Consider the following 25,341-nt stretch of genomic DNA (forward strand, 5'->3'; position numbering starts at 1 on the left):
CGAACCGGGAGCCATGCGGGTTCAATCATACACGGGAAGCGCGCCGCTTCCCATCACGTTCTTATTTTTCAACCTGCAGCACGTCAATCCGACGCGCTTCATCAAGTTGACTTGCTTTCGCGCGAATACGGGATTCAAGCTGCGCGATCATATCGTCGTTATCGAGTCTGTCCTTACGCACGCCGTCTTCATACAGGCCGCTTTTCTTATTGCCGCCCGTCACGCCCAGCGTCGATACCAGCGCTTCGCCCGGCCCGTTCACTACGCAACCGATGATCGAGACGTCCATCGGGGTGATGATATCTTCCAGACGCTGCTCCAGCGCGTTCACCGTGCCGATAACGTCGAACTCCTGGCGAGAACAGGTCGGGCAGGCGATGAAATTGATGCCGCGCGCGCGAATGCGCAGCGACTTCAGAATATCGAAACCGACTTTGATCTCTTCCACCGGGTCGGCCGCCAACGATACGCGCAGCGTGTCGCCGATACCTTCCGATAACAGCAGACCTAAACCGATCGCCGACTTGACCGCCCCGCTACGCGCGCCGCCCGCTTCGGTGATCCCCAGATGCAGCGGCTGATCGATCTGTTTAGCCAACAAACGATAAGACTCAACGGCAAGGAATACATCGGACGCTTTTACGCTCACTTTGAACTGATCAAAGTTGAGACGATCGAGATGATCGACATGGCGCATGGCTGATTCCAGCAACGCCTGCGGCGTCGGCTCACCGTATTTTTCCTGCAGATCTTTTTCCAGCGATCCGGCGTTTACGCCGATACGAATAGGGATGTTTTTGTCGCGCGCGCAGTCCACCACCATACGAATACGTTCTTCGTTACCGATATTGCCGGGGTTGATACGCAAGCAGTCAACGCCGTATTCCGCTACTTTCAGCGCAATGCGGTAGTCGAAGTGAATATCGGCAACCAGCGGGACGTTAACCTGCTGTTTGATAAGCTTGAACGCTTCGGCGGCGTCCATTGTCGGTACAGAAACACGAACAATATCTGCGCCAACGCGCTCCAGCGCTTTGATCTGATTAACCGTCGCTTCCACGTCAGTGGTACGCGTGTTAGTCATCGACTGGACGGCGATAGGGGCACCATCGCCAATCGGCACATTCCCAACGTAAATACGTGTCGATTTTCTACGTTGAATCGGAGCCTGGTTATGCATGAAAAACCTCCCGCGTTACCCGTCTGTTACTGCGCCGGTGTCGGTTCGGCATTAAGGGTCAGACGCGCAACCTGATTAGTTCTGATAAAGCGGCTCAGATCGACAGGTTTTCCTTGATACTGGATCTGCACCGCGGCCGGCGCGCCAATTTTAAGTTTATAAGGCGCCTGACCGGTTAGGTTTAAATTACCATCTTTACGCTGCATACCGCTAAACAGCTTCTTACCCGTGGCGTCAGTGACTTCGAGCCAGCAGTCAGCGGTAAAATTCATCACCAGCGCGTTCGGATCGGCAGCAGGCGCCGCTACGCCAGCCTGACTGGTCGGCAGCGCGGACGGCGTCTCCGTTGCCGCTGGCGCGGCAGATGTCGCAGCCGTATCGACATTCGCCTGCGAAGGCGCGACTACCGTATTTTGCGTCGCCGCCGCCGTTGGCGCTGGCGTTTGCGTCGCCGCCGTCGAATCAACCGGCGTCGCAGGAGCCGGAGCCGTTTGCGCTGGCGTCGTATCCTGGCTTGTCGCGGCACCGGTGTCCAGCGGTACGCTTTGGCCGCTGTCTTTATCTGCGTTCAGTTCAGCCGTGCTTTGATCGGCCATCGTCGTGATCTCTTCCTGCTGCGCCTTGTGGTTCTGCCACCACCAGGCGCCGGTCAGCCCTACGACCACAAACAGTACCAGCCAGGTAAAAGACATTAACCAGCCGTCGCGTTTTTTACGACGCTTTCCTAATGAGAAACTCTGCATCGGGGCGACTTTAGCGGCGCGCAGCGGAGCTTGTTTTTCCAGCCCCGGCAGCAGTTCCTCTTCTGGAACATGCACCAGACGCGCATATGAGCGGATATATCCGCGCAGGAAGGTTGAAGCAAGATCGGACGGCGCCTTATCTTCTTCAATATCGCGTACCGTAGAAACCTTCAGGCAAAGTCGCTCAGCGACAGCCTGCTGGCTGAGTCCGAGTTGTTCACGGGCATTGCGCAGACGAACGCCGGTGGTTTGTGCTTCATTTTGGTCGTGCGTGGCTTCAGTATTCATTCGCTACAGCTACAGGTACGTGTAAATTAGGATTCAGGCGCCGACGAGCCGTAATGCCCGCCCACACCGCGAAACATCAGGTTAGTTAACCTTAGTCAGACAGTATAAGCCTGTCAGGCCGCAGATGACAAAACCGCTAAGACACAAGGCTAAACTCTTGTTGCACCATTACATACTGCCTTAAAGTCGACAAAAACGCACCGTTATTATTGACCAGACAAGTACAACGCCAGACATTATTCAACTGACATTGCGCCACGGTATAATGAATGCCCCGTGGCGCAACTGCTATCAAATAGCCTTGATGTCAATCACCTCTCCCTGCATACGCTTACGCAGGGTACGTTTGGTACGGTCAATCACATCGCCAGCCAACTGTCCGCATGCCGCATCAATGTCATCGCCACGCGTCTTGCGTACGATGGTCGTGAAACCATAACTCATCAAAACCTTAGAAAAGCGATCGATACGGCTGTTAGAGCTGCGGCCATACGGCGCGCCAGGGAACGGGTTCCACGGAATCAGATTAATCTTACAAGGCGTCTCTTTTAGTAGCTCCGCCAGTTGATGCGCGTGTTCAGTGCCGTCGTTAACGTGGTCAAGCATCACGTATTCAATCGTCACGCGCCCCTGATTGGCGTTGGATTTCTCCAGATAGCGGCGAACCGCGCCCAGGAACGTTTCGATATTGTATTTTTTGTTGATCGGGACGATTTCGTCGCGAATAGTGTCATTCGGCGCATGTAAGGAGATAGCCAGCGCGACATCTATCATATCGCCCAGTTTATCCAGAGCAGGCACCACGCCGGACGTTGAGAGCGTGACACGACGTTTGGACAGGCCGAAACCAAAGTCATCGAGCATAATTTCCATCGCCGGTACGACATTGGTCAGGTTTAGCAATGGCTCGCCCATCCCCATCATGACCACGTTGGTGATCGGACGCTGGCCGGTGACTTTGGCCGCGCCGACGATTTTCGCCGCACGCCAGACCTGACCGATAATTTCCGATACGCGCAGGTTGCGGTTAAAGCCCTGCTGCGCAGTTGAACAAAACTTGCACTCCAGCGCGCATCCTACCTGTGAAGAGACACACAGCGTAGCGCGGTCGTCTTCCGGGATATAGACCGTTTCAACGCGCTGATCGCCGACAGCAATCGCCCACTTGATGGTGCCGTCTGAAGAACGCTGCTCTTCAACGACCTCCGGCGCGCGAATTTCCGCGACCTCTTTTAATTTGCCGCGCAACACTTTGTTGATGTCGGTCATCTCATCAAAATTATCGCAGCAATAGTGATACATCCATTTCATCACCTGATCGGCGCGGAAAGGTTTTTCACCTAAGTTTTTAAAAAACTCGCGCATCTGCTGACGGTTGAGATCCAGCAGGTTGATTTTTGTTTCTTTGTTAGGAACTACCGGGGTACTGCTTTCAGGTGTGACAATTTGTTCAGACATATGCTATTCCGGCCTCGTTATTACACGTTATGGCCCCTGGAGGGTTGAAAAAAGAAACGCCCCGGTAAGCTTACTGCTCGTCCGGGGGCGCTGCATTGTACAAATTCTGGCGTAAGGATGCCACGTCTGCACGCGGCATTAGCAAAAATAATATTTGAACCGATAATTTATCGCCAACGCATTTACAGCGTGAAAGACGAAGGAGATTAACGGGTGCGCGGGCACACTTCGCCTTCACCGAAGAAAAAGGCGATTTCGCGCTGCGCGGATTCCAGCGAATCCGAACCGTGGGTGCCGTTTTCAGTTAAGCTATCAGCGTAGTCGGCGCGCAGCGTACCCGCCAACGCGTTCGCCGGATTGGTGGCGCCAAGCAGATCGCGGTGACGCTGTACCGCATTTTCACTTTCCAGCACGGATACCACGATAGGGCCAGAGGTCATGAACTCCACCAGACCGTCAAAGAACGGCTTGCCGTCGTGCTCAGCATAGAAGCCGCGCGCCTGCTCAACGGTCAGGTGCAGCATTTTAGTGCCAACAATTTTGAACCCTGCAGCTTCAAAGCGCGCAAAGATGCTGCCAATAACGTTTTTTGCCACCGCGTTGGGTTTAATGATGGAAAAAGTCCGTTCAATAGCCATGTTTACCTCTGAAATATGTTCTGTTGTTATGTCAGGCGCGGATTATAAAGAGCATCCCATCAATTGCCTATGGATGCAGGTAACATTTTTTTAAAATAAAATGAGCATTAGCAACAAAAGTTAAAGGCGCACAGCAAACTCAGGGGACTGACACAGCACGCAGTGCGTGTGTTCAGGCGTGAGAGCATGAAAAGTACGTTTGCAGATGTCGCAGGTGAGCGTATACGCCGTACTATGCCGCGTTGAGGCGGGTTCCACGTCAAACCGCAGCCGCAGCGCCTGATGCGGACATACCGCCGCACAGCCGCCGCATCCCGTACAACGCGCCGCCGCTATCGTCAGGGTATTGTCGTCAAACTGGATAACGTTTTCCGGGCAGCTTCGCCAGCAGGCGCCGCACATCCTGCACTCTTGCGGACTGATTTCGGGTACGCATTCGCTGAACGCGGAAAACGCCTGTCTGAGACGCCGTTTCCCCGGCTCGACGGCGCACGGGGTAATGGCGTCGCGCGGAACATGAAACAGAGTGCGCCGCGAGGCGTTAATCTCCGCGCCGACAACGTGTTTGAAAGACCAGCCCGGCTCGCCGTAGCGGCGCAGCGCTAAATTTAGCCTCGCCAGCGCCATCAGCCACTGCGCCGATCGCTCCACCGCAATATCAATAAAGCGAATACCGTACTGGCTGTGCCAGAGAAGCAGTTCATCGACCGTTGGCGCCTGTAGCGAAAACGGCCCCACCAACGTATCCCCCTGCACAAAGCGTTTAACCGGTTTGATACCGGTAATGGCGTCAACAGGACAGACAAACAGACAGTCGCCACAGGCTATGCAGCGCGTCGTATCTATGCTGACCTGCCCCTGCGCCAGCGAAAACGCCTGCGCCGGACAAACATCGGCGCAAGCGCGGCAGGAAGAAAAACGAAAGCGACGACGGACGCAGGCCTGCGTCACGTCTACCGCCGGATCGATCGTCAGGTTAACCATCAGCCAATACTAAAGAAGACGTAGCGCAGCATAATCTCGCCGAGAAGCAGCAATACGCTGCCCGCCACCAGCGTCCCTCTGGCGTTTCGCAGACCGCCTGCGGCAAAGCAGAGCATTCCCGCCGCTGAGACACACCAGCCGAGAAGATAGACGTCACGCAACTGCGCCAGCGCCTGTAGCGGATGATGCGGGAAAGTGACGACCGTCGTATCCACCGCATTAATATCCGCCAGCCATAGCGGCTGCATGATCAGGCGAATCAGCACCATCAGTGCGACCACCACCACAGCGCAGCGCATTGCGGCGCCAGCGTTGCGCAGATAAGCCAGCGCAATGACTACCGAGCCGATAATGCCTGACGTGCCAAAGAACAGCGCCAGCGTGTTGCTATGCTGCCAGGTCGCCACCGAGGCATGGATATAAACCTGCGCCATGCAGAATACATCCACCAGCCCAAACGCTGCCGCCAGCGCCAGCAGCGGCTGCCAGCCTGGCTTTCGGAAAAACAGCAGCACAATCCCTAGCCCCAGCGCCGCCAGATAAAGGCTGGCAAAGACGATTTCGCGACTCAGCCACGAACTGGCGACATGACGTAACGCATTTAGCGCATTCAGGGGATAGCCCATGTGCAGCGCTGAAGCAAGCAGCCCCACGCAGGCCAGTACAAACGCCCCCGCCATCGCGGGAAGCGCGCCGCGTGCAGGCACGCGTCCCTCTACGGCGTACTGGCGGCCCAACGCCAGCCACACTGTCACGCCCACGGACCCTTGCAAACAGAGCGTAAAAATCAGCAGCGGTAACTCATGCATGGCGTTTACCCTCTTTTTCTGCGCCCTGATGCGCTTTGACAACCAGATTAGGTTTGGTTATGGATGAATCTGGCAGCCCGTTAACGTCGCATACGCTACCGTACTTCGCGCGCAGTTCATCAATCGGACCAAACTTGATGGCCTCCAGCGGACAGGTCGCAACACAGACGGGCGGTTCACCTTTCGCCAGTAAATCAACGCACATGTCGCACTTAGACATTTGGCCGGTCTGCTCGTTAAGCTGCGGCGCGCCATAAGGGCAGGACCAGGCGCAATAGCCACAGCCGACGCATTTGTCGGTATCAACGCGCACAATGCCGTCACCCGGGCGTTTATGCATAGCGGTAGTCGGGCAATTTTTGGTGCAGACAGGGTCCGCACAGTGGTTGCAGGAAATGGAAAGCGTATAAGCAAATACGTTATTGCTGACCCCACCCTGCCCGGTCGGGATGAAACTTCCGCCCTTGACTTCATAGACGCGGCGGAAACGACGGCCTACTTCCAGATTGTTTTTGTCTTTGCAGGCCACCTGGCAGGCTTTACAACCGGAGCAGCGTGAGGAGTCGATGAAAAATCCCAGTTGTTTATCGCTCACCGGCGGGTAATGTGTAAACTGACTCATGCTTTAGCCACCTCCACCAGCATGGTTTGATGTGAATTTCCCTTCGCCAGCGCGGTAATACGGGCCGAGCTGAGGACGTTCGCACAGCCGCCTTTATCAACGCCGTTTTCATCCGGCTGCCACCAGGCGCCAGCCTGCATCGCGACAACGCCGGGAATAATGCGCGGCGTCACTTCCGCCGGGATTTCGCAAATCCCGCGTGAGTTATGAATGCGCACCATGTCGCCATGCGTAATGCCGCGCTTTTGCGCATCCTGCGGGTTGATCCACAATGTCTGCTGCTGCACTTCAATCAGCCACGGGTTAGCGTATTGCGTTGAGTTGGCGCGGTTTTTTCCTTTCCACGTAATTAACTGGAGCGGAAAATCTTTCGCCAGCGCATCCTCCGGGCCTTCATGCGCGGGAACGTAGTGCGATAACGCCGGGATTTCCGGATGCTGCATGTCGTAGAGGCGCTTCGAGAAGATCTCTATTTTCCCTGACGGCGTCGGGAACGGATGATTTTCCGGATCGCGAATATTGTCTTCAAAGGCGATAAATGGCGCGCTTTTGAACAGATGCTGACGGGTCTTTTGCAGCGTGGCGAAATCCGGCAGATTTTCGTCCGGCATCGCCAGGCGCGTCTGTTCCCAGATGTGTTCAATCCACGCTTTCTCATCGCGCCCCTGGCTAAATTCATTCTCAATGCCTAATTTCGCCGCCACCTCACGTAGCCAGTCGTAGTCGGAGCGCCGCTCAAATTCAGGCTCAATCAGTTTTTCAGAGAGTATCAGGTAGCTTGCCGTGCCCCAGGTTTCACCGATGTTCCAGCGTTCCATAAAGCTGGTTTCCGGCAGCAGTAGATCAGCGTATTTCGCGCTCGGCGTCATAAACAGATCGCTGGCGACAATAAACTGGATCTTTGATTCATCCTCCAGTACGCGTACCGCCTGGTGCAGATCGGGGTTCTGATTCGCCAGATAGTTCCCGGCCAGCGAGAACAGAATACGGATGTTACTGTCCAGCTTATCGGCATCTTTCAGCCCCATATCCGGCGTCACTTTGCTGGCGTCGTCTGCGGCCTGCACCCAGTTCATCACCGAAATTTTGGCTTTTACCGGGTTATCCGGCATCTCCGGACCCGCGGCGAATTTACGGTTAGCGCAGCCGCCGTAACCCGCAGCCCAACCGCCTTTGATGCCGACATTACCGGTAATGGTCGCCAGTAGAGTCGAACCGCGCGCGGTGCGCTCGCCGCAGTTGTGGCGCTGTGGTCCCCACCCCTGAATCAACGCGGCGGGTTTGGTATTCGCGTAATCACGCGCTAACTGGCGAATGGTTTGCGCCGGCACATGGGTGATCTTTTCCGCCCACTCGGGGGACTTAACGACACCGTCTTTGGCGCCGGTCAGATACGCCACCAGCGATTCGTTAGCCGGTACGCCTTCCGGCATTGAGTCTTCATCAAAACCGATAGCGTAACGCGCAATAAATGCGCGATCGTGCAGATTCTCGCTGATGATGACGTACATCATCGCGTCCATCAGCGCATTGTCGGTGGTGGGCAGCAGCGGGATCCACTGATCCGCCAGCGACGAAACGGTGTCGGAATAGCGCGGATCAACCACGATAAACCGCGTACCGTTCTGCTTCATCTTCTGCAAGAAATAGTTGGTATGACCAAAAATGGTCTCCGTCGGGTTATGGCCCCACAGAATCACCAGTTTGGTGTCCAAAAGCGTATCCAGTGAACTGCCGCTGGCGGCAATGCCGTAAGTATAAGGCGTCGCGGCCGCCGTGTTGCCCATACTCACAGAATGGTAGCTTTCGAGATATCCGCCGGTCAGATTCAACAGGCGACGTGCCATTTTATCGCCGGAAAAGGTGCCGCCGGAAACGGCGGTACCAACATGAACATAGCGCGAAGCCGGGCCATATTTTTCAGTAATCGATTTTAAATTATCGGCGATTAAGGTTGTCGCTTCATCCCAGGAAATTCGCTCAAATTTTCCTTCACCGCGTTTTCCTACGCGCTTCATGGGATATTTAAGTCTGTCAGGATGATAAACAAATTTACGGTATGCGCGTCCACGAACACAGGCACGCATCACCGGCATTTGCGCATCCAGCGCATTATCCGGTCGCGTTGAAATTCGCGTCACGATACCGTCACTAACATGCGCCCGAATATCGCATTTGCCCCCGCAGTCAAAAGTGCTGCATGTCTGAACGACTTTTTCCGCAGGCCTGTTTTCAGTTGCCGTCACAGCGCGCGCCTGAGCGGTAGCTGGCGAGGAGACAAACGGTAACGCAATAAGCGCGGAGCTGGCCTGGATAAAGTGGCGGCGAGAAATAGCGGGCTGTTCGCCATTTCCCTGGCTTTTTATATTTTTCATGATCCGACTCGTCAAATAAAAACCCATTCTCACGTTTTTATGCGCTGGTTCTCTTGATATTTATCAAGCTCCCTCATTAAGGGTAATTCCGGAAAAATTAATAATTCTCATTAACTTTAAATTAAATGAAATTCATAATTTATTCTGAAGAGTTGTTAACGTATTAATTCAAAATTAACCGCTGCAACCTGACCGGACTCATCCATTACGACAAGTTGATAACGTCCAGCGATATTGAGTAATAAAGAAAGGCGATTATTTTCGCCATTAACAGGTTCGCCATTTAAAAACCACCAGCGACGCCCTTTGCCGCCGGTAGTCGAGACGGGCAGCGTGACGTTTTCCTGGCCTGGCAATTGCCTGATCACCGCGCCATCCCTCACTCCTGACAGCATTAACGGCGCGGCGTCATTGCCCTGTAGCGGCGGACAGTGGTCGGACGCCGCGGGCAAGCGGGCGCTACGTCTTTCCGCAGGCGGCAGCCACGGCTCCAGCGGCCGCGGCCAGACGATAAACGTATGCGCACGCGCCTGCGGACAGTCGGCAGCGACACGCCGCCCCGTATCATCCAGCCAGACCGGGAAACGAATACCGTTGATGTCTTCCTGCTCAGGTAACAGCAGCGTGGGCGGCTGGCTGTCATCGAGCAGCCATGTCGCCAGTCGGCGGCGACAGTTGCTGTCTCCGGCAGGCAGAGTCTGTCCGCCCGGCCAGCAAATGACGCCGCGGCTTACCGCCTGCGGACGCGGATCTTCCGGCAGGCGTCCCGTATGCGCCAGTAACAGATTATTGACCTGGTTAAGCAATGGCACCGCGCTGGCAAAACCAAATTGCCCCACCACAGGCGTGCCGTCGGGTCTGCCTGTCCAGATACCGATGATATAGCGCGCGTTAACGCCAATAGCCCACGCATCGCGATAGCCGTAACTGGTGCCGGTTTTCCACGCCAACGGCACAATGCGCGGCAGCGCGTTATCCGGCAAGGGTTGCGCTTCATCCGCCATAATCCGTCGAATGATCCACGCCGCTCCCGGCGACATTAATGGTCTTTCCGACAGCGGATCGTCCGGCTGTAACCGTAGTTTCGCCGCTTTCCCATGACGAGCGAACGCGCTGTATGCCGCCGCCATCTCGTCAAGCCGCGCGCCCGCGCCGCCCAGAATCAGCGAAAGATTGGGCGCCGCGCCAGCAGGCAAATATAGCGGCAGGCCGACGTTACGCAGTTTTGCCGCAAATCGTTTCGGCCCATAGGCTTCAAGCACCTGAACGGCTGGCAGATTCAGCGAGCGTACCAGCGCGTCGCTCATGCTGACCGGGCCGTGAAATCCGCTGTCGAAGTTTCCCGGGCGGTAATCTCCGGTACGGCGCGGAACGTCCTGTAATAATGATGCGGGATGGATCAAGCCGTCATCCAGCGCCAGACCATACACAAAGGGTTTGAGTACCGATCCCGGCGATCGGATCGCCGTTACCATGTCGACATGACCAAAACGGCTGTCGTCATTAAGGTCTACCGATCCTACCCAGCCGCGCACGCTCATATCGGTATGATCGACGACGATCATCGCCAACGAACTGCGTGCAGGCAGCCGCCCTTTCCATGCCCGCGCCAGATCTTCCAGTTGCCGCTGCAACCCGGCGTCCAGCGTGGTCACAATTTTGTCGTTCTGGCTTTTACTCAACATCATTCGGGCAAAAAGCGGCGCCAGTTGCGGCATTTGACGCGGCGCCAGCCAGACCGGTTCTTCACGCGACTCGCGTACCGTTTCGGCAGGCCAGACGCCCTGCGCCGCCATCCGATCCAGCACTTTATTTCGTGCCGCTTCGGCTCTCGCAGGCCAGCGGTCGGGGCGTAACCGGCTCGGCGCCTGCGGCAATACGGCCAGCAGCGCCGCGTCAGCGTAGCTCAGGCGCGCGGGCGGCTTGCCGAAGTAGGCCCAGCTTGCAGCGCCAATACCCTGTAGCGTGCCGCCGAACGGCGCGCGGTTCAGGTACAGCGTCAGGATATCGCGCTTGGACAAATGCCATTCAAGCTGGAGGGCGCGCCAAAGCTGGCGGATTTTACCGCCGAACGTGCGCGAATGCGGGTCCAGCAGTCTCGCCACCTGCATAGTCAGCGTACTGCCGCCGGAAATAACGCGCCCGGCGGTAAGATCCTGCCATGCCGCGCGCGCGACGGAGAAAGGGTTAACGCCAGGGTGCCGCCAGAACCAGCGATCTTCGTAATTGATTAGGGCCTCCAGGTAGCGGGGAGAGACCTCTTCAATCGTCACCGGATAACGCCAGATCCCCCCGGCGTCGGCAAAGCGCCACAGCGGCGTACCGTCATGGGCTACCACGACCCGCGCAGGATGGACCTCATTGAGCGGCAGCGGCCAGAGTTTATCCGCTGCCCATAACGCCAGGAAAATAAAAAGCGGCGCGCCCGCCAGCCACAGCCAGCGGCCACGTTTACCACGCCAACCGTTCATTTAAGGCGTCACAATCAGCAGCCCCTCGCTCGCGCCGGTTGCCCGCCACTGAGGCGCATACATCGATTCCACCTGCGGTTGCGCAAGCTGGTACGTCCCCGGCGTTACCGCGCGCGCCAGGTAGACCAGCGTCACGGGCTGGCCCTCATTGACAACGACGGCAGCCACAAACCGATCGTCGCGGAATTCCATATACTGAATATCCGCCTGCTGCATCTGATTAAGCAGATTTTGCACTTCGCTACCGCTCTCCGGCAGGCTGGCGCTGCTGTCAGCCAGATTCTGGTTTTCCAGCTCCAGCCCGGCCGGGAGCAGGTCCACCACCAGCGCATCCGGCACATTGCGATCGGCCACTACCGTTAACCAGACCAGCACCAGTTCGCCGCTACGCAACGAGGACAGCGATTTACGCTGACCATCGGTCCCCAGTATTTGTCGTTCAATCTGCAAAACGTTGCTGGCAGGCTCAGGCGCAGATGAGGGATAGCCGCTGCTATCCAGACGCAGCCATAGCGGCTGGCTACCGGTGTTCGTCACCTCAAGGGCGGCCAGCTGGTCAGCATCCAGATTACGGGTCAGCGCCTTGTCGCCCGACAGCGGCTGCGCCTCTAACGAGGTCTGCACCTGCCAGGCGCCCGCGCTGGCCTGTCGCGAATGCGCGGCGAGGAACAAGGCATTGTTCTCCTGGGTAGAGAGCCAGCGCTGACCGAAGGCCTGCTCAGAAAGCGAGCTTAATAGCGCGTTTTGCGCGTCCGGTCTGAGGTTGTTCTCTTCCAGTAGCGACAACATCAGAGCGTTATCGCGCAGAGAACTGCCGTAATCCGCTATCCATTGCCGTTCGTCCTGACGCGGCGTATTCAGAGCCAGCGTAATGGCCTCTTCGCCGCGTCTGGCATCACCCATCGTGTTTAACGCGATGCCCAATTGCATCAGCGGCAGTCCTGAAGCCGCCTGACTACGGCGCTCCCAGATTTCGCGCAGCGTGCCGAGCGGCGCTTTCTGCTGACGCGCCAGTACCAGCGCAGCGTAAGCCTGAGCGGCAAAAGTACTGGCCTGAGTATTATCGCTATAACGAATCAGCATCGTACCGGGATCCTGCAGATAGCGCAGCAGTCGCTCATTGCCCCGGTTAATGGCCTCCGGCGGGACGCTATATCCCTGCTCGCCCGCGCGAATAAGGAAATCCATCGCGTAGGCCGTTAGCCAGGGCTCTTCCGCCCCATTTTCATCCCATAGCGCAAAACCGCCGTTATCACGCTGCATCTGTAGTATCCGGGAGATGCCGATATCTACCGCAGCGCGCCGTTTTTCATCGCTATCGCCGGTAATACCGAGCGACTGCAATTGAGCGGCATTGGTATACAGCGCCGGGAATAACCCACTGGTGGTTTGTTCCAGGCACCCGTACGGATATGCTTTCAGCTCGCGAATGTAGCGCGCCAGATTGAGCGGCGGTTTTCCGCTTAACAGCAGTTGTCCCTGTAACGTGGCTGGCGAGATGTTTGCCAGATGCTGCTCTGGTACATGCCAGCTCTCTCCCGGAGCCAGCGCAATGCCGCTATTTACCGTTTGGGCAGGCCAGGCCGGACGCACGCCGATTTGCCACTGCTTATGCTGCGCGTCGAGGGTTTCTCCCGGCAGATTCAGACCGCTAATGGTCGCCTGGATTTCGCCTTCGCCAAAACCTTCCAGCGCGCGTACCGGAACGAATAAGGTGGTGCGCACGCCCGGCGCCAGGTTGACCGGTTGCGGCTGCTGGCTAAGCAGTTCCAGTAACCCACTGGCGGCGAGCGCAATATTCAGCGTCTGCGGACGGTCGGTCAGATTGGTGACGTCCAGCACCAGTCGCGAAACATCCCCTCCCGCCAGAAAACGCGGCATATTCAGCTCGGCAATCACTGGCGCGGCGACAACGACTTTGCTTTCGCCGCGACCAAAATCGTCCGCTGTCCATGCCTGCGCCATAACCCGCAGTTCGCCGTTAAAGTCGCCAATCGGCAGCGTTACGACCCCTTCGCCCTGCTCATTGAGCGTGATCGGCTGCGCCTGCTGCGCGATGATATTGACATGGTTTACCGGCGGTTTTCCGCCGCGCTTAAGGTCGTCGCCATCGCCGCCAAAACGCAACGCCGCCAGCCGCCCCTGCCCTTCAATGACCTGGCCGTAAATATCGTAGATATCCGCACCGTAGCGTTTTTGACCGAAGAACGCCTGCCACGGGTCCGGCGTCGCGTAATCGGTGATGTTCAATACGCCGCTATCGACCGCGGAGACCAGCACGTTGATCTGTTTTGGCATTTCGCCGTGTTTAACGCTGGCTTTAACCCTGACGGTGAGCGGCTGATTCGGGCGCATTTTAGCCGGGCTTTCCAGCGCCAGATCGAGGCGGCGGTTGTCATCCCCCAGCGGTAGATGTAGTAACCCCACGGCGCGTTTTGGCGTCGCGGAACGAGATTTATCGCCGGGACGCACCACCAGCGTACTGAGATAGAGATCGTGGCGATTCCAGGTTTTATCCACCGGAATCGTGAGCTCCAGCCCCTGCGCCGGCACGTCGATCGCCTGCCACCACAGCGGACCATCGCTGGACTCCACCATCGCATAACCTTTACCGGCGACCGGCGCGGCGATATGCAATTTCATGGTATCGCCTGGACGATAATTCGCTTTATCCAGTTTGAGGGTGACGCGATCCGGACGCGCCGCGCCGCTACCGTCGCTGTTATCCTGCCAGCTATAGCCGGCCCAGAAACGAACGCTGCTGACCGTCTCATTCGGCGCTTTGACCTCCAGACGGTACGCGCCCCATTCCACCGGGAAGCTGACTTTTCCGGTTTCATCCGCGTTCAGATCCAGCGTCTGCTCGCCCTCCACCAGATCTTTTTGATCAAACTGCGACTGCCAGCCTTCGCTTTCCGACCAGTTCCAGTAATAGTCGCGACGCTCGCGGATGAGCCGCACCTGTAAACCGGACACCGCTTTTTTCTCGCCCTGCGCGTTGGCGTAAACAATATCGAATGCGGCGTTGCTGTCTTCGTCGACAATCGGTTGATTAACGGTGGTATCCGTACGGTAGTCGTATACCGCTTTGGCGGCGAACTGTGGACGAATTCCCGGTAACGTATCGGCAGGCCAAATCGCCTGCTCTACGCGACGAGTGACCGGACGACCGCCAGACTCCAGCAGGCTGGCCTGTAGAATTACCTGCAGCGGCGAATGCGCTTCTTGCCACTGGCTGGCAGCACTCACTTCACCACGTCCGCCTTTATCCAACGTCAGTTGAACTTCGTCCAGGCTGCGCGAAAGATTCTCTTCGGCAATATTGCCGAACTGGAAGCCAGGCAACGCCGCGACAGCGTCGCGCAGGGGACGCAGGAAAAGTTGCCCTTGCAGGGTATTGCCGTTAGCAGGCGCGCCATACAAGTAATAGCCGACAACGGAGAATTTCACCTCATCCGCAGGCGCCAGCGGTGTTTTTTGCGCCGTCAGGTTGAGCGCCATCCGCTCCGGCATAAAGTCTTCCACGTGGAAATCCCAACTCCGCAGCAAATTATCGCCGGTGTTGGCGCGGACATGCCACAAGCCGGTCGGCGCGTTGATATCCAGCGGATAATTCAAACGGTATAGCCCGTTTTCCGGCTGGCTGACGACGGTACGCATCACCTGTCCGTCTGGTTTTACCACTTCCAGCTTAACGGGTTGATCGGGCAGCGTTTTACCGTCGCTATCGCGCAGTAATCCGTTGAGGATAACCGTTTCGCCCGGGCGGTAGAGATCGCGCGGGCCGAACATAAAGAACTGCTTGCTGTAGCCGGGCGCGCCAGCGACATTAAATTCCGACAGATCCAGAGCCGGAAGCGTGAGATCGAGCAGCGTGGTCTGCTCCTCTTTACGCGCCAGTAATAGCGCCGCCGCTTTATCAGCCTCCAGTTGCACATGTCCCTGCGCGTCGCTCGTCGCCTGCGCCAGCGTCTGCCCTTTATCATTCAGAAGAACGATCTCAATTCCCGACTGCGCCGCGCCGTTTTCCAGGCTTTGCGTAAAGATATCCAGCCGATTATGGTAACGGTGCGCGGACACGCCGATATCGCTAAGGGTAAACAACGTAGCGGCATTACTATAGTTGTAGTGTCCAGCCTGATTCATTACCGCCACATATACGCCCGCCTGTTGCAGCGGCTTAATATCGCTTAATGGCAGCAGCAGTTTCTCACGCGTATTGCGCGCCGGATTAAGATCAAAACGACCGGTATAAACCAGATCCGCCATTTTCAGCAGATTGTCGGACTCCCAGTTAGAGAGAGAACTACGGTACTCCCACTGGCTGACAAATGACGCCAGCGATCCGGGCTTAACGCGGAAAAAGTTCACATCAACGTGGTTGACGTTAAGCGCCATGACCGGCAGTCCTTCCGCGATTTTCCCCGGTAGCAGCGATCCCCGGCTGGCAAAGCCGACGCTGGGCTGGACATCACGCGTGGTAATCGTTTTTTCATAAGACTTGCCGAAGGTGGCGTTATTCAGCGCCTTAACGGCGGGATCAACCGTGACCACCAGCACGCGCTCAGGTTCCAGATGACGTAACCTTAGCTCTTTTAAATTTGGCGCCAGCTCCCATGCGCCGTCAACGCTGCCGCTTTTCTTATCAACCACGTGAACCACACGGGAGAAATCCTGTTCAGGATCTAAAGGAATTGAAAACGTCAGCACCAGCGTCGCCGCGCCGTCGAGCTGCGCTTCGGAGGCGTCTAATAGCGTGAGCGCTTTGCCCTGGCTTTGCTGCGCCAGCTTTTGTAGCTGTGCCGGGTCTTGCGCGGGCGAGGGCTGCGCTACGGCTGGCGCTTCGCTTTTAGTCGTCGGGGCGGTTTTATCGTTGTTATCGCATCCCGCCAGCGCCAGCATGATCATGCAGGCCACCACGCGTAAATGTTTCATCTTTCATCCCTGGCCTTAACGGCCTGTCAGCAACGGTTGATGAGATATTATGCGCGAGAAATTTTATTGTGTAAGTCCGTATTACTGTGATGATGCGAAAATTTTACGCAGAAATGTGGTTTCGCCAGCCAAAACAGCCTCTTCTACTTGTCCCTTTTCGGGAAACGTCCGACAATTTGACCATAATCAGGTAACAATGGAGATGCCCATGACCACCGCCTTTTTTGTCGCCGCCGACTGGCTTGCCGAACATATTGATGATCCGGAAATACAGATTCTTGACGCCCGTATGGCGCCGCCAGGACAGGAACATCGTGATATGGCGGGCGAATATCGCGCCGGACATATTCCCGGTGCGCTGTTTTTTGATATTGAAGCGCTCTCCGATCGCGCATCGCCGTTGCCGCATATGATGCCGCGCCCGGAAGCGTTTGCGGTAGCCATGCGTGAACTGGGTGTTCGTCAGGATAAACACCTGGTCATATACGATGAAGGCAATCTGTTCTCCGCTCCGCGGGCATGGTGGATGCTGCGCACGTTCGGTGCCGAGAAAGTGTCCATTCTGGCGGGCGGACTGGCGGGCTGGCAGCGCGACGAATGGCTATTGCGCGAAGGCGAGGAAGCGCATGAAGGAGGCGAGTTTGAGGCGAAATTCGCGCCGCAAGCCGTGGTGCGTCTCACCGACGTATTGCTGGCAAGTCATGAAAAAACCGCGCAAATCGTTGACGCGCGTCCGGCGGCGCGTTTTAACGCTCAGGCTGATGAACCGCGTCCGGGACTGAGGCGCGGACACATTCCTGGCGCGCTAAACGTCCCGTGGACGGAACTGGTGTATGAGGGCGAATTAAAGACCACTGACGAACTGAATGAGGTTTTTTTCAGCCACGGCGTGAGTTTCGACAGACCGATTATCGCCAGCTGCGGTTCCGGCGTGACGGCCGCGGTCGTGGTGCTGGCGCTCGCCACGCTGGATGTGCCTGACGTCACGCTTTACGACGGCGCGTGGAGCGAATGGGGCGCGCGTACCGATTTACCGGTTGAACCCGCTTAATATCCGCCATGCCGGATGGCGCTCACGCTTATCCGGCCTACCGTTCAGGCTGATGTAAAACGATCTACAGACATTGTTTTTATTCCGCTCTTTTCCGCTGTCCTGCAAACGGGCATTATTTTCTCTTAATAAAATCCTATTTTTTATCGGTAAATACTTTACGTCCGGTATAAGGAGTATCATTACCGCTGTTTTTGTTTTCACCGGAAAATAACTCCTGTAAATATAATTTTTTAAGGATGGAAAATGGATATTTCACTCACTAATTTAATTGAGTTGGTTAAAAAGGTTAACCGTAATAAGGTACCTACTCCTATGTCTGCCGAGGAAATAAGTCGTCTGCGAGTGCGTAAGTATCGCGATCCGCAAAATACGGAAACCACTGAGTTACCTGAAAGCCTGAAGGCGCTACTGGCCTACGACCGCGATCTCCTGAGCAATTATAATATGCCTGTGATTGAAACATTACAAAAATCTATTGATAACGAGGGAGTAATTCATTCTTACTCCCCTGATGAAGAGGCGTATTACGGCGTTGGCATGGATAGCTCAGGTATTGATATTGAAGATCTGATGCCTGTCTGGAGTAACGATCCCCGTCTTCCGGCATTAATTCGTATCGATCATGTCGGCGATCAGGCCATTTTTATCTATATCACAGAACGGGATGCCAACGGCGAATACCCTATTGCCCGCATGGAACGTAATGAATTCTGGCTGGCGGAGTCTTCCCTGGTGGAATATCTCTATAATATTATTTCGGGCGCTAAAGACATTGGCTTTACCGAAGAGGATTTACATCTTCCGCAATGGAAGGCACAGCAAAAAATGAATGAACAACGCGATGCCGCTTTACTTGACCTGGAGGATTATCATGAGGCGTTTTGGGCAAAACTGGACGCGCTCGTCGATTAATCGACATGATGTCGGGTGGCGCTCACGCTTATCCGGCCTACCGTTCAGGCTGATTTAAAGCGAATCTACATAAATTCTGTTTAAGCAGGCCACAAAAAAACCGCTCAATTGAGCGGTTTTTTTGTGCTGGTCCGGTTCGCGGCCTTTCCAGCAGGCTTTGTTGCCATAGCAACGCAGGCACACCGTAGGGGATTAATACTCCCTTTTAAGGGAGCAAATGTCAATATGATTTACCGGGAAACTATTCAATATTTGAGGTATTATCTTTCCCGGCCCTTTCCGCCGTCTCGCAAACGGGCGCTGGCTTCAGGAGAGGATAACCCATGGCCGTAAGCGCAGGCACACCGTAGTGCCTGCTATCACGGCATTATCGCCAGCGGTGCTGCCGTGATGCGGTCTTCGCAAGGACCGCAACATGAAGGTACGATGCTTTTGTGTCGTGCTTCTTGTTTCTGGCACGTTGTGTCTTCACGCAGACAGAAGCTACCCAGGTAATTCTGTTCCCGTAACGCTCAACGTCCAGAGCAGGTAAGCCAGGAGGCCGCCCTGTTGGGCGGCTTTCTTTTCTTCAGATGATGCGGTTCTGTTTAAAATCGCGCAGGAACCCGCCCCAGCGGCGCTCGTAGAACGGCGCGATATGCTCGGTGATAAAGTGGCTGATACCCTGCTCGCCCTTCCTCACCTGACAAATATCGATCGGTTCGTCACCCGGTAACGTGTCGGTCGCCACATTGCCCGCTGCGTGAATGATCTCTTCAATTTCGCCGTCAGCCTCAATGCCAATCAGCAGATTGGGTTGGGCGTCCGCATGTTCTTTAATCGCGCAGAGAAACGCGCGTTTCACCGGTTTGATGGTTTTAAACAGCGTAGTGAGGGAATCAATCATCTGCGACGGCGGCTCGGCCACTTCGGATAGAATAAGCGACTCGCCGCCTTCCAGCACTTCCTGCGTACTTAACGGACTGCCTTCCTCAGCGAGAAGCAGGCTGATTTCACGCGGCATAAACTCTTTGCCGGTCGGCAATTTAGCGTTGAGGAATAGCGTTTCGCCAAGCGTCATTTCAAACAGCGTGCGCGCCGGCATCACCACAAACGCCTGTTCGTCTTCCACGGCCTGCTGCAGCGCCTCCAGAGAAGTAAAGAAGGGAATGACGGTCGTGCCGTCTTCTTTTTCCCAGTGCTGCAAATCCAGAGCGCTGTCTTCCACAATCGCCTCGCCTTCGGCAGCGCTGCCCGGCACCCAGACGGTGGACTCCAGTAAGGTACGGAAAAATGCCGGACGATGCGCGGGCTCAGTCGCCGCTTTCTCCAGCAAGATTTCTAATTCATTTTTAGTTTCGGACATAGGAATCACAAATTATGTATATGGGTTGTAGGCCTGATAAGACGCACGGCGTCGCCATCAGGCAAAATGCCGGGTGGCGCTTCGCTTACCCGGCCTACAAAAACACCGTTCAGGCGGTCAGCAAATTCGCGATGGTGCGCACACCCAGACCGGTTGCCCCGGCAGCCCACTGCTCAACCGGCGCTTTGCGATAAGTGGCGGAACAGTCAATGTGCAGCCAGCCTTCGCGGTAATTTTCAACAAAGTGCGACAAAAAACCCGCGGCGGTGCTTGCCCCGGCGGGATAAGCCGCGCTGCCGGTGTTGTTCAGTTCCGCAAAGTTAGACGGCAGCTGGTTACGGTGGAACTCCGCCAGCGGCAGACGCCAGAACGGTTCATTTTCTTGCGCCGCGCTGGTCAACAAGCGCCCCGCCAGCGTATCGTCAAAACTGAATAGCGCATGGTAGTCGTTACCCAGCGCTGTTTTCGCCGCGCCGGTTAACGTCGCCATATCAATGATTAGCTGCGGGTGTTGCGCGCTGGCGTCAATCAGGCCATCCGCCAGTACCAGTCGCCCCTCCGCATCGGTATTCATGACTTCGACATTCTTACCATTACGGTAGCGAATAATATCGCCCAGTTTAAACGCATTGCCGCTGATCAGATTATCGGCGCAGCACAGGAACAGTTTTACGCGTTTATTCAACCCACGGGTAATGGCGAACGCCAGCGCGCCCGTTACTGTCGCCGCGCCGCCCATATCGGATTTCATTGAGTCCATAAAAGCGCTTTGTTTGATACTGTAGCCGCCGGAGTCAAAGGTGATACCTTTACCGACCAGGCAGGCATAAACCGGCGCATCTTTGTCTCCCGTCGGGTTGTAATCCAGCGCCAGCAGCACCGGCGGACGCTCAGAACCACGGCCTACGGTATGCAACCCCATATAGTTCTGCTCGCGCAGATCTTCGCCTTTGGTGATACGGTAAGTGACGCTATCGCACGCGACGCTGCACAGCAGATCCACTGCGCGCTGCGCCAGTTGCTCCGGCCCAAGCTCTTCCGCCGGAGCATTAATGGTGTCGCGCACCCAGTCAATAATGGTCAGGCGGTTATCCAGCTCCTGACGTTGGGCATCGTCTAAATCCGGCCACATTACGGTACGGACGCCTTTTGGTCCTTTGTAACCCGCCCAGAATGCCCAACAACGCTCGGTATCCCATCCTTCGCCTGTCAGCGCGACCTGTTTTATTCCCAGGCCGTCGATTTTACGCGCCGCACGCTGGATCAATCCCAGATCGTCTTTACCGTTAAGATGCAAGGTAATACCGTCGTTATTAATACTGTAAGTGGCTTTATCGCCCCAGCGCGCATCGGCAGGCTGCGTGGAAAGCGTAATTTTCATGGCTTCTGTCATTGTTATTTTCCTTATTAGCAAACGGGCCGCCGTAGGGCAGCCCGTTAGATCTTTTGCTAAATGATTCGCGTTGCAGGAAGGCGGCAAGTGAGCGACAAATTCGTCGGGAACGAATTTGCACAGCCAAAGGCTGCCTCTGGTGAGGGACAAGGATGTCCCTCATCATCCCCGGGAGCATAGCAAACTATGTGACTGGGGTGAGCGAACGTAGCCAACGCACCTGCGGCGAGGATCATGACGCAAAAATTACTCTGCTTCATCCAACCAGACTAGCAGAATCGCCTCCAGAATTTTTTCATTGGATGCGTTAGGGTCGTCGTCAAAATCGTCCAGTTCGCAGATCCACTGATGCAGATCGGTGAAACGAACGGTTTTAGGATCGACATCAGGATATGCGTCGTATAACGCTTCGCCGATCTCGCGGCTATCGGTCCACTTGAGTCCCATACTACCCTCTGTTAATGCTCACGCGCATGGTTGATTGTGTAACGTGGAATTTCGATAACCAGATCGTCGTCGGTAACGCGGGCCTGGCAGCTCAGTCGACTTTCCGGCTCCAGCCCCCACGCTTTATCCAGCATATCGTCTTCTTCTTCCGAACTTTCCGGCAAGGAGTCGAAGCCTTCACGTACAATACAGTGACAGGTGGTGCAGGCGCACGATTTCTCACAGGCGTGTTCAATCTCGATGCCGTTGCGCAGCGCAACGTCAAGAATGGTTTCACCGGTCTCAGCTTCCAGAACTGCGCCATCCGGACAAAGATCCTGATGAGGCAGAATAACAATCTTCGGCATGTTAAACCTCGTCTACGGAATGGCCTTTCAACGCGCGACGAACCGACTGGTCCATGCGGCGAGCGGCAAATTCCTGGGTTTGTTTATCTACGTTTTTAATGGCTTGTTCTATGGCGTCAACATCATCGCCTTGTGCGACCGCGCTTAAATGTGCGGCGGCATCATCAATGCATTGACGTTCTGCGGCGCTTAACAGCGCGGCGTCGGCAGTTAGCGCGCCGGTCAAACTTTCCAGCACGCGCGCGGCTTCGACTTTTTGCTCCGCCAGCATACGCGCTTTCACGTCCTGCTCGGCAAAACTCATGGAATCCTTGATCATCGAGGCGATTTCGCCATCGGTCAGGCCATAGGAAGGTTTGACCTGAATGGAGGCCTCGACGCCGGTGGATTTTTCCATTGCGGTGACGCTCAACAGGCCATCGGCGTCTACCTGGAAGGTCACGCGAATATGCGCCCCGCCCGCCGGCAGCGGCGGAATCCCGCGCAGCGCAAAGCGCGCCAGCGAGCGGCAGTCCTGCACCAGTTCGCGTTCGCCCTGCATCACATGGATAGACATCGCGGTCTGGCCGTCTTTGAAGGTGGTGAAATCCTGCGCGCGCGCCACCGGGATAGTGGTGTTGCGCGGAATGACTTTTTCCACCAGGCCGCCCATCGTTTCCAGCCCAAGAGAGAGTGGAATCACGTCCAGCAGCAGCATTTCGCTGTCCGGCTTGTTGCCGACCAGAATATCGGCCTGAATCGCTGCGCCAATAGCGACCACTTTATCCGGGTCAATAGCGGTTAACGGCGTGCGGCCAAAAAATTCGCCCACCCGCTCACGCACCAGCGGTACACGGGTCGAACCGCCGACCATGACCACTTCCAGAACGTCCTGGGGCTCAACGCCGGCATCTTTCAATGCGCGACGGCAGGCCAATAGCGTGCGCTTAACCAGCGCGGAAATGAGATCGTTAAACTGCTCGCGAGTGATCTCCCCCTGCCAGCCCGCAACGTTAACGCGAACGGTATCGGCATCGCTTAAGGCGATTTTCGCCGCAATCGCGGCATCCAGCAGTTCGCGCTGAACGCGATTGTCGCTACGATCGGCAATTCCCGCCTGCTCACGAATATAGTCCGCCAGCAGATGGTCAAAGTCGTCGCCGCCGAGCGCAGAATCACCGCCCGTCGCCAGCACTTCAAACACCCCGCGGCTCAGGCGTAAAATAGAGATATCGAAGGTACCGCCGCCGAGATCGTAAACAGCAATAACGCCTTCTTTGCCTGAGTCCAGACCGTAGGCAATCGCCGCCGCCGTCGGTTCGTTGAGCAGGCGCAGCACATGCAGGCCTGCCAGCCGCGCGGCGTCTTTCGTTCCCTGACGTTGGGCATCATCGAAATAGGCGGGAACGGTAATCACCACGCCATCCAGCTCGCCGGAGAGCGATTCGCTAGCCCGCGCGGCCAGCGCTTTGAGAATATCAGCCGATACGCGCACCGGATTGAGCAATCCAGCCGCCGTGTCAATCATCGGCAGCCCATTAACGCTTGCCTTAAACCGGTAAGGCAGATGCGGATAGCGCGTCTGGATATCCGCCAGCGAGCGTCCCATCATGCGTTTCACAGAGCTGATAGTGTTGGCCGTATCCTGCGCGGCATTGTCACGCGCAGCGTAACCGACCGTATGGCCCTGCTGCTGATAGTGAACCACTGAAGGCAACAGGTGGCGCCCTTCGTGGTCAGGCAGAGTTTCCGCCTGGCCGCTGCGAACCGTCGCAACCAGAGAGTTGGTAGTGCCTAAGTCGATGCCCGCCGCCAGACGACGCTGATGCGGCGCGGCGCTCAGACCAGGCTCACTAATTTGTAATAAGGCCATGTTAGATTCCAGTTAAAAATCGAGCAGCTTTTCTTCGAGTTGTTCTGCGCTGCTTCGCAGTTTATCGAGAAACCGCAGTTTGCGCACCGTATCCGCCGCCGCGTCCCACGCGGCGTTGTCCAACTGTTCCACCATTTGCTGAAGACGAGCATCAAACATCTTTTGTACGCGTTTGATGAAGCTTTCCAGCCGCGCGTCGTCTTTTGATTGTTCGATATCGTCCAGCTCTTCGCGAAGCGTGAGTTGTTCCATCAGAAACGCGGTGTCGCGTACCGTATGTTGCTCGCTGGCCAGATCGAACCCGTGTAAGGAAAGCAGATACTCCGCGCGCGTCAAAGGGTGACGCAGCGTTTGCCAGGCCTGGTTGATCGTGGCGGATTGCTGGACGGCGGCAAGCTGCTGCGCCTGAGTGCCGTTGGCAAATTTGTCAGGGTGATACTGGCGTTGCAGATCCTGAAAACGAAGGCTCAGCGCCTGGGTGTCAATCTGATAACGGGCTGGTAAGCCAAAGAGGGTGAAGTAATCCATAACATTCTCAGGGATAGCCTGTCAGAACAAACCCCACACGCAGGCGACCACGGTGGGGTTATACCTTCTTACTTCGCGCCGCAGATGCGTTGTCTGCGCGGGTTCCCCCAGTCATTTACTCAAGTAAGCGCCAGGGGATTCACTCGCTTGCCGCTTTTCTACAGCACGAATGCTCGGTATAACAGCGGAACACGGTTACACGTGGAAGCTTTCGCCGCAACCACACTCATCTTTCACATTCGGGTTGGAGAATTTAAACCCTTCGTTCAGACCTTCTTTTACGAAGTCCAGCTGTGTACCGTCCAGAAATTGCAGGCTCTTGCCGTCAACCACTACCTTAACGCCTTTGTCTTCAAACACGGTGTCTTCCGCCGTTGGCTCGTCAACAAATTCCAGTACATAAGCCATACCTGAGCAGCCGGAGGTTCTCACGCCCAGACGCAGACCAAACCCTTTACCACGGTTGGCCAGGAAGGTATTAACTCGCGCTGCTGCACTGTCGCTAAGTGTAATCGACATAACAAAACCTCAATGTTAACGTTCTATTTTATTTCGCTTCGCGTTTGCTTTTGTAATCCGCAATAGCGGCTTTAATCGCGTCTTCCGCCAGAATAGAGCAGTGAATTTTCACCGGCGGCAGTTCCAGTTCGTCTGCAATGTCGGTGTTTTTAATCGCCTGCGCTTCGTCCAGGGATTTCCCTTTCACCCACTCCGTTACCAGAGAACTGGAGGCGATAGCGGAACCGCAGCCGTAAGTCTTGAAGCGCGCGTCTTCAATGATACCTTCATCGTTAACTTTAATCTGCAACTTCATGACGTCGCCGCAGGCCGGCGCGCCAACCATGCCGCTTCCCACGTTATCGTCGTTGTTGTCAAACGACCCTACGTTACGCGGGTTCTCATAGTGATCGATTACTTTTTCGCTGTAAGCCATTATAAATTCTCCTGATTCCGATACCG

General features: G+C 55.9%; 20 protein-coding genes and 17 other annotated features. Of the genes, 2 read left to right on the forward strand and 18 right to left on the reverse strand.

Annotated features, from left to right (window positions below; translation table 11 throughout):
• Positions 1 to 61: 61 nt before the first annotated feature.
• The 10 genes from gcpE to STM2532 all read right to left on the reverse strand — a co-directional run bounded on the left by gcpE (position 62) and on the right by STM2532 (position 16,515).
• The gene (gene gcpE / locus STM2523) for a hypothetical protein (RefSeq protein NP_461458.1) occupies positions 62 to 1,190 on the reverse strand. Within the gene, positions 62 to 1,180 belong to an annotated coding region; the region does not span the whole gene.
• Positions 1,185 to 1,190: a ribosome-binding site (putative RBS for gcpE; RegulonDB:STMS1H002630), on the reverse strand. Its footprint overlaps the gene before it by 6 nt.
• A 16-nt stretch (positions 1,191 to 1,206) precedes the next feature.
• On the reverse strand, positions 1,207 to 2,211 hold the full coding sequence (yfgA, locus tag STM2524; protein NP_461459.1) for a hypothetical protein: 1,005 nt from the start codon (positions 2,209 to 2,211) through the stop codon (positions 1,207 to 1,209).
• A 291-nt stretch (positions 2,212 to 2,502) separates the two neighbouring features.
• The gene (yfgB, locus tag STM2525; RefSeq protein NP_461460.1) for a putative Fe-S-cluster redox enzyme occupies positions 2,503 to 3,681 on the reverse strand. Within the gene, positions 2,503 to 3,669 belong to an annotated coding region; the region does not span the whole gene.
• Positions 3,676 to 3,681, reverse strand: a ribosome-binding site (putative RBS for yfgB; RegulonDB:STMS1H002631). Its footprint overlaps the gene before it by 6 nt.
• A 194-nt stretch (positions 3,682 to 3,875) precedes the next feature.
• Positions 3,876 to 4,316, reverse strand: a protein-coding gene (gene ndk, locus STM2526) for a nucleoside diphosphate kinase (protein NP_461461.1). Within the gene, positions 3,876 to 4,307 belong to an annotated coding region; the region does not span the whole gene.
• Positions 4,311 to 4,316 (reverse strand) — a ribosome-binding site (putative RBS for ndk; RegulonDB:STMS1H002632). (Overlaps the previous gene by 6 nt.)
• A 111-nt stretch (positions 4,317 to 4,427) precedes the next feature.
• Positions 4,428 to 5,291 (reverse strand): putative polyferredoxin, encoded by an 864-nt coding sequence (locus STM2527; protein ID NP_461462.1) that lies wholly within the window; start codon positions 5,289 to 5,291, stop codon positions 4,428 to 4,430.
• The gene (locus STM2528; RefSeq protein ID NP_461463.2) for a putative dimethylsulfoxide reductase occupies positions 5,291 to 6,106 on the reverse strand. Within the gene, positions 5,291 to 6,100 belong to an annotated coding region; the region does not span the whole gene. The genes STM2527 and STM2528 overlap by 1 nt, the downstream gene beginning before the upstream one ends.
• The gene (locus STM2529; protein NP_461464.1) for a putative anaerobic dimethylsulfoxide reductase occupies positions 6,093 to 6,729 on the reverse strand. Within the gene, positions 6,093 to 6,722 belong to an annotated coding region; the region does not span the whole gene. The genes STM2528 and STM2529 overlap by 14 nt, the downstream gene beginning before the upstream one ends.
• Positions 6,101 to 6,106, reverse strand: a ribosome-binding site (putative RBS for STM2528; RegulonDB:STMS1H002633). (Overlaps the previous gene by 6 nt.)
• Positions 6,719 to 9,124 carry a putative anaerobic dimethylsulfoxide reductase gene (locus STM2530; protein ID NP_461465.1) on the reverse strand — a complete coding sequence of 802 codons (2,406 nt, stop codon included), beginning with the start codon at positions 9,122 to 9,124 and terminating at the stop codon, positions 6,719 to 6,721. The genes STM2529 and STM2530 overlap by 11 nt, the downstream gene beginning before the upstream one ends.
• Positions 6,724 to 6,729, reverse strand: a ribosome-binding site (putative RBS for STM2529; RegulonDB:STMS1H002634). (Overlaps the previous gene by 6 nt.)
• Before the next feature lie 128 nt (positions 9,125 to 9,252).
• Complete coding sequence (gene pbpC / locus STM2531; protein NP_461466.1) at positions 9,253 to 11,568, reverse strand: transglycosylase of penicillin-binding protein 1c; 2,316 nt, start codon at positions 11,566 to 11,568, stop codon at positions 9,253 to 9,255.
• Positions 11,569 to 16,515 (reverse strand): putative inner membrane lipoprotein gene (locus tag STM2532; protein NP_461467.1). Within the gene, positions 11,569 to 16,503 belong to an annotated coding region; the region does not span the whole gene.
• Positions 16,510 to 16,515, reverse strand: a ribosome-binding site (putative RBS for STM2532; RegulonDB:STMS1H002635). It overlaps the preceding gene by 6 nt.
• A gap of 184 nt (positions 16,516 to 16,699) precedes the next feature.
• Positions 16,700 to 16,705, forward strand: a ribosome-binding site (putative RBS for sseA; RegulonDB:STMS1H002636).
• Between STM2532 and sseA the strand changes: the two genes are divergently transcribed.
• Both sseA and STM2534 read left to right on the forward strand, forming a co-directional pair.
• Positions 16,700 to 17,554, forward strand: a protein-coding gene (gene sseA, locus STM2533; RefSeq protein ID NP_461468.1) for a putative sulfurtransferase. Within the gene, positions 16,712 to 17,554 belong to an annotated coding region; the region does not span the whole gene. Its footprint overlaps the feature before it by 6 nt.
• Before the next feature lie 240 nt (positions 17,555 to 17,794).
• Positions 17,795 to 17,800 (forward strand) — a ribosome-binding site (putative RBS for STM2534; RegulonDB:STMS1H002637).
• Positions 17,795 to 18,469 (forward strand): putative cytoplasmic protein gene (locus tag STM2534; RefSeq protein ID NP_461469.1). Within the gene, positions 17,801 to 18,469 belong to an annotated coding region; the region does not span the whole gene. Its footprint overlaps the feature before it by 6 nt.
• Before the next feature lie 568 nt (positions 18,470 to 19,037).
• On the opposite strand, the gene sseB is transcribed toward STM2534, so the two are convergent.
• From sseB to nifU, 8 genes are all read right to left on the reverse strand, one after another.
• Positions 19,038 to 19,823 (reverse strand): enhances serine sensitivity, encoded by a 786-nt coding sequence (gene sseB / locus STM2535; RefSeq protein NP_461470.3) that lies wholly within the window; start codon positions 19,821 to 19,823, stop codon positions 19,038 to 19,040.
• A 100-nt stretch (positions 19,824 to 19,923) separates the two neighbouring features.
• The gene (gene pepB, locus STM2536; RefSeq protein NP_461471.1) for a putative aminopeptidase occupies positions 19,924 to 21,220 on the reverse strand. Within the gene, positions 19,924 to 21,207 belong to an annotated coding region; the region does not span the whole gene.
• Positions 21,215 to 21,220 (reverse strand) — a ribosome-binding site (putative RBS for pepB; RegulonDB:STMS1H002638). Its footprint overlaps the gene before it by 6 nt.
• A 233-nt stretch (positions 21,221 to 21,453) precedes the next feature.
• The gene (gene yfhJ / locus STM2537) for a hypothetical protein (protein NP_461472.1) occupies positions 21,454 to 21,663 on the reverse strand. Within the gene, positions 21,454 to 21,654 belong to an annotated coding region; the region does not span the whole gene.
• Positions 21,658 to 21,663 (reverse strand) — a ribosome-binding site (putative RBS for yfhJ; RegulonDB:STMS1H002639). (Overlaps the previous gene by 6 nt.)
• Before the next feature lie 2 nt (positions 21,664 to 21,665).
• Positions 21,666 to 22,011 (reverse strand): [2FE-2S] ferredoxin gene (fdx, locus tag STM2538; RefSeq protein NP_461473.1). Within the gene, positions 21,666 to 22,001 belong to an annotated coding region; the region does not span the whole gene.
• The gene (gene hscA, locus STM2539) for a chaperone protein (RefSeq protein ID NP_461474.1) occupies positions 22,003 to 23,865 on the reverse strand. Within the gene, positions 22,003 to 23,853 belong to an annotated coding region; the region does not span the whole gene. The genes fdx and hscA overlap by 9 nt, the downstream gene beginning before the upstream one ends.
• Positions 22,006 to 22,011, reverse strand: a ribosome-binding site (putative RBS for fdx; RegulonDB:STMS1H002640). It overlaps the preceding gene by 6 nt.
• Positions 23,860 to 23,865: a ribosome-binding site (putative RBS for hscA; RegulonDB:STMS1H002641), on the reverse strand. Its footprint lies within the gene hscA.
• The gene (gene hscB / locus STM2540; protein NP_461475.1) for a co-chaperone protein Hsc20 occupies positions 23,866 to 24,414 on the reverse strand. Within the gene, positions 23,866 to 24,381 belong to an annotated coding region; the region does not span the whole gene.
• Positions 24,385 to 24,390 (reverse strand) — a ribosome-binding site (putative RBS for hscB; RegulonDB:STMS1H002642). It overlaps the preceding gene by 6 nt.
• Positions 24,390 to 24,398 (reverse strand) — a -10 signal (putative -10_signal for hscB; RegulonDB:STMLTH004553). (Overlaps the previous feature by 1 nt.)
• Positions 24,406 to 24,414: a -35 signal (putative -35_signal for hscB; RegulonDB:STMLTH004553), on the reverse strand.
• A 162-nt stretch (positions 24,415 to 24,576) precedes the next feature.
• Positions 24,577 to 24,911 (reverse strand): putative regulator gene (yfhF, locus tag STM2541; RefSeq protein ID NP_461476.1). Within the gene, positions 24,577 to 24,900 belong to an annotated coding region; the region does not span the whole gene.
• Positions 24,906 to 24,911 (reverse strand) — a ribosome-binding site (putative RBS for yfhF; RegulonDB:STMS1H002643). Its footprint overlaps the gene before it by 6 nt.
• A 17-nt stretch (positions 24,912 to 24,928) precedes the next feature.
• Positions 24,929 to 25,329, reverse strand: a protein-coding gene (gene nifU, locus STM2542) for a NifU homolog (RefSeq protein ID NP_461477.1). Within the gene, positions 24,929 to 25,315 belong to an annotated coding region; the region does not span the whole gene.
• Positions 25,324 to 25,329, reverse strand: a ribosome-binding site (putative RBS for nifU; RegulonDB:STMS1H002644). (Overlaps the previous gene by 6 nt.)
• Positions 25,330 to 25,341 lie beyond the last annotated feature (12 nt).

Origin of the sequence: Salmonella enterica subsp. enterica serovar Typhimurium str. LT2 (genome assembly GCF_000006945.2) — a bacterium.
GTDB lineage: Bacteria > Pseudomonadota > Gammaproteobacteria > Enterobacterales > Enterobacteriaceae > Salmonella > Salmonella enterica.